General features: G+C 72.7%; 10 protein-coding genes. 3 read left to right on the forward strand and 7 right to left on the reverse strand.

Features of this window, described 5'->3' with window-relative positions; genetic code table 11:
* The first annotated feature begins 295 nt into the window (after nt 1-295).
* Entirely contained in the window at nt 296-2902 is a 2607-nt protein-coding gene (locus ACFZAX_RS30055) for an ATP-binding protein (protein ID WP_390965452.1), read from the forward strand.
* Nucleotides 2903-3179: 277 nt separating this feature from the next.
* On the opposite strand, the gene nucS is transcribed toward ACFZAX_RS30055, so the two are convergent.
* A complete protein-coding gene (gene nucS / locus ACFZAX_RS30060) occupies nt 3180-3851 on the reverse strand; it encodes an endonuclease NucS (RefSeq protein WP_390965453.1) in 672 nt (223 codons plus the stop codon).
* Between the two features lie 262 nt (nt 3852-4113).
* Between nucS and ACFZAX_RS30065 the strand changes: the two genes are divergently transcribed.
* Nucleotides 4114-4506 carry an SCO5389 family protein gene (locus tag ACFZAX_RS30065; protein WP_328719391.1) on the forward strand — a complete coding sequence of 131 codons (393 nt, stop codon included), beginning with the start codon at nt 4114-4116 and terminating at the stop codon, nt 4504-4506.
* A 107-nt stretch (nt 4507-4613) separates the two neighbouring features.
* On the opposite strand, the gene ACFZAX_RS30070 is transcribed toward ACFZAX_RS30065, so the two are convergent.
* Complete coding sequence (locus ACFZAX_RS30070) at nt 4614-5654, reverse strand: LLM class flavin-dependent oxidoreductase (RefSeq protein WP_390965454.1); 1041 nt, start codon at nt 5652-5654, stop codon at nt 4614-4616.
* Nucleotides 5655-5958: 304 nt separating this feature from the next.
* On the opposite strand from ACFZAX_RS30070, the gene ACFZAX_RS30075 reads away from it, so the two are divergent.
* Nucleotides 5959-6288, forward strand: coding sequence for an ATP/GTP-binding protein (locus ACFZAX_RS30075; protein WP_390965455.1), 330 nt, complete (start codon nt 5959-5961; stop codon nt 6286-6288).
* A gap of 28 nt (nt 6289-6316) precedes the next feature.
* Here the strand turns inward: ACFZAX_RS30075 and ACFZAX_RS30080 are convergent, their stop codons facing one another.
* From ACFZAX_RS30080 to ACFZAX_RS30100, 5 genes are all read right to left on the reverse strand, one after another.
* Nucleotides 6317-7222, reverse strand: a complete 906-nt coding sequence (locus tag ACFZAX_RS30080; protein WP_390965456.1) for an ABC transporter permease subunit — start codon at nt 7220-7222, stop codon at nt 6317-6319.
* Nucleotides 7219-8496: an ATP-binding cassette domain-containing protein gene (locus ACFZAX_RS30085; RefSeq protein WP_390965457.1), complete on the reverse strand. Its 1278-nt coding sequence runs from the start codon at nt 8494-8496 to the stop codon at nt 7219-7221. The genes ACFZAX_RS30080 and ACFZAX_RS30085 overlap by 4 nt, the downstream gene beginning before the upstream one ends.
* 148 nt (nt 8497-8644) lie before the next feature.
* Nucleotides 8645-9424, reverse strand: a complete 780-nt coding sequence (locus tag ACFZAX_RS30090; RefSeq protein WP_390965458.1) for an ABC transporter permease — start codon at nt 9422-9424, stop codon at nt 8645-8647.
* 3 nt (nt 9425-9427) lie between these two features.
* Nucleotides 9428-10471 (reverse strand): ATP-binding cassette domain-containing protein, encoded by a 1044-nt coding sequence (locus ACFZAX_RS30095; RefSeq protein WP_390965459.1) that lies wholly within the window; start codon nt 10469-10471, stop codon nt 9428-9430.
* A gap of 87 nt (nt 10472-10558) precedes the next feature.
* On the reverse strand, nt 10559-11497 hold the full coding sequence (locus tag ACFZAX_RS30100; RefSeq protein WP_266709183.1) for a cellulose-binding protein: 939 nt from the start codon (nt 11495-11497) through the stop codon (nt 10559-10561).
* Nucleotides 11498-11536 lie beyond the last annotated feature (39 nt).

Here is an 11536-nt window from a genome sequence, read left to right on the forward strand (position 1 = left end):
CGAAAGGTTGAAGCGACGAACAAGAAAGACGTGAATGTCCCGCCCAGGGGTACGAGCGGCCGCCGAGGCCGCCCGCCGCCGGTGGTGTCCGGCATGACCGGGTGCCGAACCGGGCAATACACATGAGACCGTGACGTCCCGGGCCGCGTCCACCCCCGCCGACGCGACGGAGCGGTGGACGGATTAAGGTTCGGCCGTCCGCCGATCGACCGAACCCACGGGCGGACACCACGAGCAACAGCGGCACGTGCGCGCCGGACGGGCAGCAGCGCGACGCGTCTGGGGGACTTGGACGATGCATCCGACACCACGGGACCCGGAGCAGTACGGCGGTCGCGACACCGAGGGGAACGGCGAGGCGCCTGCCCGGCGCAGGCCGTCCCGTGACGTCCTGCCGACCGAACTCGTGCCCCAGACCGGGGCCAAGGCCCGCGTCGTGCGGCTCATATCCGGCGACCTCCTGATCACGGTCAACCCCGTGGACGGCAGCGAGGCCGAACCCTGCCCGCCCGGCGTACGGCCGGCCGCACCGCTGAAGCGCACCCCCGAGGACCGCGCCGCCCGCGAGCGGGCCGCGGAACCCCCCGTACCGCCGGGCCCGCCCGCCCCGCAGCTGCCGCTGCTGGAGCGTCAGGAAGAGCGCGGACGGCTCGTACGGCTCCTCACCCGGGGCCGCTCGGTCCGCCTCAGCGGCCCCTCCGGCTCCGGCCGCACGGCCCTGCTGGACGCCGTCGCCGCCGACTGCGCGGAGCTCGCTCCCGACGGCGTCGTCCGGCTCTCCGGCCACCGGCGCACCGCACCCGACCTGCTCCAGGCGCTCTACGAGACCGTGTACGACGCCCCGCTGTACCGGCCGGGACACGAGGAGCTGCTGACCGCCCTCTCCGGGATCGGCGCGGTCGTCGTCGTGGACGACCTGGAGATCGAAGGCGCGGCCCTGGACGAACTCCTCGACGCCACACCCGAGTGCGCCTTCCTCCTCGGCACGACCCCCGACGTCGCCCTCGACACCGAACTCGACGAGGTCTCCCTCGCCGGACTGAGCCGCGCCGCCGCGACCGACCTGCTCGGCCGGGTGGCCGGACGGCCGCTCACCGACGAGGAGGCGAACTGGTCGGGCGACCTCTGGTTCGAGTCCGAGGGGCTGCCGCTCCGGTTCGTCCAGGCGGGCGCCCTGCTGCGCCAGCGCGACCAGCTCCGGGAGATCCCGGAGGACTTCGACGAGTACGGCGCCTTCTCGGAGCGCCCCGCCGGGGCCCTGCCCGTCCCTCTCGTCCCGGCACTCGACGACGTGCCGCTGCCCAGCATCGGTGAGGCCGCCGCACCCGCCCTGCTGCTCGCCTCCCGCCTCAGTGAGGCCGCCCGCGAAGCCCTGCGGTTCGCCGTGGCGCTCGGCGGCGAAGTGCCGCACCAGGCGCACCTTCCGGCGCTGGTCGGGCACACCCACGCCGATGCCGCGCTTGGCGAGCTCGCCGGCTGCGGGCTCCTCTCGCCGGCCGGCTCCCGCTACCGGCTGGCCGCCGGGGTGCAGACCCAGCTGGAGCTGGGCGGCTACGCCGAGGACGCCGAGGGCCGCGCCCGTACCGCGGCAGACCACTACGCCTGGTGGACCAAGCACCCCTCGGTCACCCCGGCCCGCGCGGTCGCCGAGGCCGACGCCGTCCTCGCAGCGATGGCCGCCCTGCTGCCCGGACGCGGCCCGGACGCGGCCCCGACCGTCGTCCGGCTCGCCCGGAGTGCCGGACCCGCTTTCGCCGCCGCCCTGCAGTGGGGTGCCTGGGAGAAGGTCCTGAGAGTCGGCCAGGAAGCGTCCCGGCTGGCCGGCGAGGTCGCCGAAGAGGCTTACTTCCACCACGAGTTGGGCGTGCTCGCGCTCTGCGCCGGGCACCTGGACCGGGCACGGGCCGAGCTGGAGGCGTCGATCGGGCTGCGCGGCGCGCTCGCCGACCGTTCCGGCGCCGTCGCCGGCCGCCGCGCGCTCGCCCTCGTCACGGACCTGTCCGGCGCCCTGCCGTTCGGCGCCCTGCCGTCCAAGCCCGTACCGGCCGCACTCCTCCCCGGGACGGGCGGGGACACCGCCGCGGGCGGGCGGGGCGATCACGCCGTGACGGAGATCCTGCCGGTCCTGCCCCCGCTGCCCGCCCTGCCCCGGCAGACGCTGGTGGTGGACGAGCCGCAGACGGTGGTCACGCACGCGGCACCGGCCCCGGGCAAGGGCGGACGCCCGACCGGAGTGAAGGCCGTGGGCCGGACGGTCGTCGCGGGGGCCCGGCGCAACCTGGTGGCCGTGGGCGCGGGAGCGCTGCTGGTCGCGGTGCTCGGTACCGTCGTGACGCTCGGTGCCACCGCGGGCAGTGAGGACACGGGCAACCGGAGCGTCACCCCCGGGCACTCGGCCGAGGACGGCGACCAGGAGAGCACGGTTCCTGACGAGGACACCCCGGCCCAGGACGACGGCACGGGCGGCTCCGCACCGAGCGGCAGCGCCTCCGCCCCGCCCGGCGCTTCCGGTACGCCCACTCCGGACGGCACCGGCACACCCACGCCCGGCAGCAGCGGTACGGTGCAGAGCCCGTCCCCCGGCGCGACCTCGCCCACCGCGGGCGACTCCGACAGCGCGGTGCCGACCCCGCCGGCCGGCGGATCCGCGTCCACCACGCCCTCGGGTCCGGGATCGGGCTCGACGAGCTCCAGCCCGACCGCCCCGGCCACCGGGGACGGCAGCGAGTCACCCTCCACGACGCCCTCGGACACGCCGACCGGCGACCCGACTCCCGGGGGCGACGACAGTGGGGGCGGGACCGGAGAAGGTGACGGCGCCACGGCAACCGCGTCCGGTACCGCCGGGGCGAGCCCGTGGGGAACCCCCGGCACCGCGACGGCCACACCGGCCGGAGCCTGAGCGGGGACCTGGGCCGGGCGCTGGGCCGAGGCCTGAGCGGGGACCTGAGACGGAGCGTGTGCCGGGACCTGAGGCCGAGTCATGCCGTCGTACCGGCTGCCGGGGCCCGGCCGTTCCGGCAGTCGGCGCCCGAAACGTCCCGTCCGGAACCTGAGACGTCGATTTCCAGACGAACTGGCATTTTCCGGACGGGTAACACCGCCCGAAACATCGATAACCGGACGGCTTGTCGATCAAGCCGTCCGGTCGTCCGCGCCCGGCACGGGGCGGCTGAAAATCAGAACAGTCGCAGTTTGTCGTCCTCGATGCCGCGCATCGCGTCGTAGTCCAGGACCACGCAGCCGATCTTGCGGTCGGTGGCGAGAACCCGCGCCTGCGGCTTGATCTCCTGCGCCGCGAAGACACCGCGCACCGGCGCCAAGTGGGGATCGCGGTTGAGCAGTTCCAGATAACGGGTGAGCTGTTCCACGCCGTCGATGTCACCGCGCCGCTTGAGCTCCACGGCCACGGTCGCGCCCTCGGCGTCCCGGCAGAGGATGTCCACGGGGCCGATGGCGGTGGGGTATTCGCGGCGGATCAGGGTGTAGCCCTCGCCCAGGATCTCGATCCGGTCGGCGAGCAGCTCCTGGAGGTGTGCCTCCACACCGTCCTTGATCAGGCCCGGATCGACACCGAGCTCGTGCGAGGAGTCGTGAAGGATCTCCTCCATCGTGATGATCAGCTTTTCGCCTGCCTTGTTCACCACGGTCCAGACGCCCTGGTCGTCGCCGGAGCCCTCCTTCAGGGTGCACGGCGGGGACATCCAGTTGAGCGGTTTGTACGCCCGGTCGTCGGCGTGGATCGAGACGCTGCCGTCCGCCTTCACCAGGATCAGACGGGGGGCGGAGGGCAGGTGGGCGGTGAGCCGGCCCGCGTAGTCGACGGAGCAACGGGCGATGACGAGACGCATGGTCGGCAACGCTACTCGACAACGGGCGGTCGGCGCGATTCGCACCTCCTGAGCCACTCCAGCCCCTGCCGGAGCGCACAGGGTCTTGCCCCTCTTTGCTCGGGTTCGTTGTTGGCCGGTTGTGTTCCCAATCTCCTGGTGCGACCAGGACCGCACCCTTACCGTGGAAGCAGGAGGTCGCCGGGTGTGCACGCTGCGTCGCCGTCCTTCTGCCGTGCCCGTAAGGCCCCGGCCACCCGCCGGGGTCGCGAGAGGAGAACCCATGTCGCTCGACGTCTCACCGGCCCTCTTGGAACAGGCCGAGCGAGGCGAGGTCGACGAAGCCGACTTCGTCGACTGCGTCCGGACCTCCCTGCCCTACGCATGGGAGATGATCAGCTCACTGGTGGCCCAGCTGAAGGTGGACGGCGGACAGTTCGCCGACAACCAGACGCCGCCGCCCAACGAGCAGGCACGTGGTCAGCTGCTGCGCGCGCTCGCGAGTGACGCGATACGCGGAGCCCTGCAGCGGCACTTCGGAGTGCGACTGGCATTCCAGAACTGCCACCGTGTCGCGGTCTTCCCGCTCGACCCGTCGGTCGACGAGCGGCTGGCCAAGTTCACCTCGGTGAGGGGCCAGTTGCTCAACCAGTCGCCCGAACTCCGGGACTGCTGACCATCTCCGCCGCCGCTCCGGGCCGGGGCAGGCGCCCCCGGGAGAAGGTCCCGCCCCGGAGCGGTGGCGTCCGGTACCGCCGCACCGACAGGTCCTCGCCGCGCCCCTCACGCCAGCAGCGGCAGCACCTCGGTGCCCAGCCGGCGCAGGTTCTCCTCCGTCGCCGTGAGGTCGCCGGACCCCTCGGAGAGGAGCGCGAAGCGGGTGATGCCGGTGCGTTCGGCCGTGGCCGCGAGCCGGTCGGCGGCGAGCCGGGGCGGCCCCACCGGGTGCAGCCCGCAGAGCAGTTCGGTGTACTCCACGGGGTCGCGCATCGCGCGGTACCGGCCGTCGACGGTCACATGCTTGCCCAGGCCGTCCCGCAGCCACTCCGGCATCGCCTTCACCAGCGTCTGCACGGCGTCCTCCTGGCAGTCCCCGATCTGGGCCACGCCCGCCGAGACGTGTCCGGCCGCCGCGACGACCTCCGGCGGATGACCGGCCTCCCGGGCGCTGCGCCGCCACAGCGCGACCATCTCCGCCTTCTCCTCGTCGCCGCAGTGCATCCCGAGCAGCATCGGCAGGGCCTTGCGCGCGGCGAGGCGCACCGTCTTCGCCGAGGTGCACGCCACGATCACCTCCGGGCCGGGTACCGGTGCCCCGTCCGCGTCGAGCAGTTCATCGGCGCGCGGCACCACCGCGACCTCGCGGAACGGGTAGCGGCTGCCTCGCCCGGCGACCCTCGGCTCGCGCAGCCAGTCGAGCAGCAGGTCCAGGGATTCGGGGAAGCCGCTGTCGTACGCCTCCAGGCCGGCGCCGAAGACCTCCAGGTCCACCCACGGCCCGCCCCGGCCCACGCCCAGGCTGAACCGGCCGCCGGTCGTCAGGTGGAGCAGCGCCGCCTGCTCGCCGAGCGCGACGGGATGCTGGGTCGGCAGCACGCTCACCGCCGTGCCGACCCGGATTCTGCGGGTGCGGCCGAGCAGCAGCGCGGCCAGCGTCACGGCCGAGGGGCAGACCCCGTACGGCACGAAATGGTGCTCCGCCAGCCACACGGAGTCGAGCCCCGACTCCTCCGCCACCTCGGCGGACCGGATCGCCCGGTGCAGGGCCTCGCCCTGCCCCTGACCCGGGAACTGTGCTGCCAGTACGAACGTTCCCACGCGCATCGCCTTCTGCCTCCTTGCGGCCGACGCGGTCTTCCCCTATTGGCATCAACGCCTGACACGTGCCAAAGGCACGGGCCGGGGGAGAAATTGTTGCGATTTTCCGGTAACCACCTCCGGTGCCCGCGTCCGGGCCGGTCATGCACGGGTACTCGTCCGCCCCGTACGGGTGCTCGTGGCCCACGCGGCCCCGACCGGTCCGCGCGGGGTCCGCGCGCGACCCCCGCACACCGCGCGCGACCCCTCGGCCCGCTGGCTCTAGGCTTGACGGAAGTCTTCGTCCCCGCACACCCCCGTGAGGTGTCCCGTGTCCCCGCGCCGCAACCGCCCCAAGGGCGGCGAGAGCCCGTCCACCGACGCGAGCGTGACGGGGGACCGGTACGGCGGCGGCTCGGCCACCGAGGAGTGGCAGGGCGAGGAGTGGTCGGTGCGCCCGGTGGCCGGTGCGAGCGCGCGGGGCAAGCGCTACCGCTGCCCCGGCTGCGACCAGGAGATCCCCTCCGGCGTACCGCATCTGGTGGCGTGGCCGGAGTACGGCGGCATCGACGACCGGCGTCACTGGCACAAGGCGTGCTGGAACGCGAAGGACCGCCGCACCACGCGGGTGCAGCGGTCCCGGAACGCCCCGCGCCACTGACTCCCCGGGAGTGCGGGGCGGCGGTGCGTCAGACGTCGCGGCGGTTCAGCGCCAGGTGGGCGACGCCGAACACGACGGCGGTCAGCAGGAACATGATCGCCACCGAGTCCCAGCCGGACGGTCCCGAGTCGGAGACCGAGGAATCGTAGAGCGCGGCGATCTGGCTGGGGAGCGAGTACTCGAAGAGGAACTCCCGGAGCCGGTTCAGCTGCTCCACGGCCATGAACAGGGCCAGCACCAGCGGCAGCAGCACGACCCCGATCATGATGGTGATCGCCCCCGCCGAGTGCCGGACGATCGTGCCGACCCCGAGCGAGAGCAGTCCCAGCAGTCCGGTGTAGAGCCCGACCCCCACCGTGGCCCGCAGCCAGTCGGCACCCGAGGCGGCGGAGCCCCCGCCGAGGACGGCCGTCTGGAGCATGGCGACGACGGTCGTCGTCACCGTGGTGAGGACGAAGACCAGCAGGAAGAAGACGACCGCCTTCGCCGTGAGCACCCGGCTCCGGCTCGGGCACGCCGTCAGCGTCGTACGGATCATGCCGGTGCCGAACTCCGACGCGATGGTCAGCACGCCGAGCGTGATCACGCAGATCGAGCCGAGCAGCACCCCGAAGAAGCCGAGGCTCAGCACGTCCGAGTCGCCCTCGTCGAAGCCGGAGTCGCTCGCCGAGCTCACTCCGAAGGCGACGAGCATGCCGATACCCATCAGCAGCGCGACCATGACGCCGAGCGTCCACGTCGTGGAGCGCACCGAGCGGATCTTCGTCCACTCGGAGGCCAGCGCGTCGCCGAAGGTGGCCGGGCGGACCGGAATCGGCGAGACGTAGTAGCTGAGCTGCGGAACCCCGCCGGGGGCGGGCGCCCCGTGGACGGCCGGACCCGGCTCGGGCTGCGGGTGGGCCTGGGGAAGCGGCGGTGTGGCCGGCGTCGTCATCGGGGGTCCTCGCTGGTCTTCTGCTCGGCGGAGGCGGGCGCCGCCGACGCGGGCTCGGCCCGCACGGATGCGGGGGGTACGGGCGCGGCGGGTACGGGCGCGGCGGGTACGGGCGCGGCGGCGGCCGGGGCGGGAGGGGCCGGGGCGGGAGAGGCCGGCGCGGGCACGGCCTGTACGGGTACGGGTGCGGCGGGTGTGGCTGCCGGACCGGAGGCGTACGGGTTCTGGCCGGGCGGCGCCGGCGCGTACCACTGCTGCGCCCACCCCTGCGGCTGCTGTCCGTACGCGGCGGCGCCCTGGTCGGGCTGCGGGACCGTGTAGGGGGACGTGGGCGGCCGGAGCCCCGCCTTCGCGTCATCCGTCGAACGGTAGTCCACGACGTGCTGCGTCATCCGCATGTACGCCTCCTCCAGGGACGCCTGGTGCGGCGACAGCTCCCACAGCCGCACCTGAGCCCCGTGCGCGAGGTCGCTGATCCTCGGCAGCGGCAGCCCGGTCACCCGCAGCGCTCCGTCCGGCTCGGAGAGCACCCGCCCGCCCGCCTCCGCCAACGCGGCGGACAGCTTCTCGCGAGATGCCAGGGCGTCCTCGGCCACCCTGATCCGCGCGAAGTCCGCGGAGTTGACGGAGATGAACTCCTTGACGCTCATGTCGGAAAGGAGCCTGCCCCGCCCGATGACGATCAGATGGTCGGCCGTCAGCGCCATCTCGCTCATCAGGTGGCTGGAGACGAAGACCGTACGGCCCTCGGCCGCCAACGCCCTCATCAGATTGCGGACCCAGAGGATGCCCTCCGGGTCGAGACCGTTGACCGGCTCGTCGAAGAGCAGGACCTGCGGATCGCCCAGCAGCGCCGCGGCGATGCCGAGCCGCTGCCCCATCCCCAGCGAGTAGCCCCCGGAACGCCGGCCGGCCACCTCCCGCAGACCGACCACGCCGAGCACCTCGTCGACCCGCGCGGCCGGGATGCCCGCGAGCTGGGCCAGCGACAGCAGGTGGTTGCGGGCGCTGCGGCCCCCGTGCACCGCCTTCGCGTCCAGCAGCGCGCCCACCTGGCGCGGCGCGTTCGGCAGGCTCGGGTAGGGGTGGCCGCCGATCGTCACATGGCCGGCGGTCGGCCGGTCGAGTCCGAGCATCATCCGCATGGTCGTGGACTTGCCCGACCCGTTCGGGCCGAGGAAGCCCGTGACCATCCCCGGCCTGATCCGGAAGGAGAGGTCCTCCACGGCCGTCTGTGCGCCGTAACGCTTGGTCAGGCCGACTGCCTCGATCATTCCCAGCCCCATCGACTCATCCGTCGTCGGGGCCCGGCCCGCTCGGCCGCACGCCCCCGTATGAGTGAGGAGGATAACCAGGCCCGGACGGTTCCGGCGAAGGCGCCGTCGATGCACGCCGCCTCGGGACCGGTGCGGACACGACGCCCTACGCGTCCCGCTCCCGGAGCACGAGGTAGCCGCCCACCAGCGCCGCGACCACCCAGATCGCCATGATGCCGAGCCCGGCCCAGGGCCCGTACGGCGCCTTGTCGCCGCCCATCGCGTCCGGCACCACCTGCATGATCTTGGAGCCCGCCTGGTCCGGGAAGTAACGGGCCACCGACTTGGCGCCCGGGACCGAGGAGAGGATCTGCGAGACGAGGAAGAAGAACGGCATCAGGATGCCCAGCGAGAGCATCGAGCTCCGCAGCATCGCGGCCACGCCCATCGAGAAGACAGCGATGAGGCCCATGTAGAGGCCGCCGCCGACCACCGCGCGCAGCACGTTGTCCGCGCCTAGGCCGGTGCCGTGGTCGCCGAGGAGCGCCTGCCCGAGGAGGAAGGTGACGAAGCTGGTGATCAGCCCGACGACCAGGGCCAGCACCCCGGCCACGGCGATCTTGCTGAAGAGGAGCGTGCCGCGCCGGGGCACGGCCGCCAGCGAGGTGCGGATCATCCCCGAGCTGTACTCCGTACCGACCACCAGCACGCCGAAGACGACCATCGCGAGCTGACCGAGGATCATTCCGGAGAAGCTGACGAAGGTCGGGTCGAAGGTGGCGCGCTCGGCGGGGTCGAGGTCGTCGAACCGCGACTTGAACAGCGCGCTCAGGGCGGCCCCCATGGCCACCGTGACGACGAACGCCGAGATGAGCGTCCAGGTGGTGGAGGAGACCGTACGGATCTTCGTCCACTCGGAGGTCAGGACCGCGGGAACCGATGCCATCGGTCACACCCCCTTGCCGTCGGTGCGGGTACCGGCGCCGCCGGCGGGATCGTTCCAGCCGGCGCCCCAGCCCCCGGCGGCCTGCCCGGGCCCGCCGGCCGCCGCTGCGGGAACCGTGCCCCCGCCGAGCGCGCGGTCGGCGTCGCCGTGCGCGTGGTACTCCACCGAGCCCGCCGTCATCTGCATGAACGCCTCCTCCAGCGACGCCCTTTGCGGGCTCAGTTCGTGGAGGACGAGCTGGTGGCGGGCGGCCAGCTCACCGAGCTGCTCGCTGGTCGCGCCGTCGACCTCCAGGGTGCCGTTCCCCGCCTCCACGGGCGTGAAGCCCCCGGCGGCGAGCGCGTCGCGCAGCCGTTCCTGATCCGGGGAGCGCAGGCGGACGAAACTCCGTGAGTTCTGGTGAATGAAGTCCGCCATCGACGTGTCGGCGAGCAACCGCCCCTGGCCGATCACGATCAGATGGTCAGCCGTCAGCGCCATCTCGCTCATCAGGTGCGAGGAGACGAAGATCGTCCGGCCCTCGGCGGCGAGCGAGCGCATCAGGTTCCGGATCCAGTGGATGCCCTCGGGGTCGAGACCGTTCACCGGCTCGTCGAACATCAGGATCTGCGGATCGCCCAGCAGTGCCGAGGCGATCCCGAGCCGCTGGCCCATGCCGAGGGAGAAGCCCTTCGACTTCTTCTTCGCCACCGCGCTCAGCCCGACCGTGTCCAGCACCTCCGCCACCCGCGACGAGGGGATGCGGTTGCTCTGGGCCAGACAGAGCAGGTTGTTGTACGCGCTCCGGCCCCCGTGCATCGACTTCGCGTCGAGCAGCGCCCCGATGTACTTCAGCGGCTCGTCCAGCTCCCGGTACCGCTTGCCGTCGATGCGCACCGAACCGGAGGTCGGGTTGTCCAGATCGAGCATCATCCGCATCGTGGTGGACTTGCCCGCACCGTTCGGGCCGAGGAACCCGGTGACCATCCCCGGTCTGATCCGGCAGGACAAGGCGTCGACGGCGACCTTCTGGCCGTAGCGCTTGGTCAGTCCTTCGAGCTCGATCATGCGGCTCACGCTAGAACGGCCGCGCGCCCGGCGCCACCACAAGGCGGAACCGGGCGCACGGAGGTGGGCCGGAGGCGTGAGAGGACGTCAGCGGGTCTGCTGGGCCGGGACACCACGAGTGGCGGGCTCGTCGTCCACCGGGGACGAGGCGGCGGCCACGGCCGCGCCGGTCAGCGTCGCCAGCATCTCGCGGACGTTGGTCAGCTGGGCGTTGATCGAGTCGCGGCGGTTGGTGAGCGCCGCCAGCTCGCGCTCCGACTCGCTGCGGATGCGGTCGGCCTTGGCGTTCGCGTCGGCCACGATGTCCTCGGACTGGCGCTGCGCGGTCTCCACCGTCTGACGGGCCCGGCGCTCGGCGTCCGTACGGAGCTTCTCGGCCTCCAGGCGGAGCTGCTCCGCGCGGTGCTCGATCTCCGCCAGACGCTTCTCGGCCTTGGCCTGACGGGACGCGAGGTCGCGCTCCGACTGGTCGCGGCGCTTCGCCAGGTTGGTCTCGAAGTCCGCGGCGGCCTGGGCGGCCTTGGCGCGGGTCTCCTCGAAGAGAGCGTCCGCCTCCTCGCGCTTCTGCTGCGCGTCCTTCTGTGCCTCGGTGCGCAGCGTGGTCGCCTCGCCCTTGGCCTTGTCGACGATGCGGACCCCGTCGTCCTCCGCCTTCGCCTTCCGCTCGGCGGCGAAGTTCTCCGCGTCGTTGCGCACCTGCTGGGCGGCCGACTCGGCCAGCTCGCGGTGCTGCTCGGCCGCGCGGCGGGCCTCTTCACGCAGGTCCTTGGCCTCCTCCTCGGCGAGGCGGAGGATCTTCTCGACGCGGGCACCGAGGCCGGCGTACGAGGGCTCGGCGTCGCTCACCTGGGCCTGGGCGTTCTGCGTCTCGAGGTGGAGCTCCTCGATGCGCTTCTCCAGGGAGGTGATGCGCGCCAGCGCACTGTCACGGTCGGCGACGAGCTTGGTGATGCGGTCGTCCACCTGACCGCGGTCGTAACCACGTCGCACGAGCTCGAAGCCGAAGGGGGAAGAGGGGTCGCTCATGGGTTTCCTGTCGAATGAGACCGGTGAGGTGATAGAGGG

This window comes from Streptomyces sp. NPDC008125 (genome assembly GCF_042957125.1).
Lineage (GTDB): Bacteria > Actinomycetota > Actinomycetes > Streptomycetales > Streptomycetaceae > Streptomyces.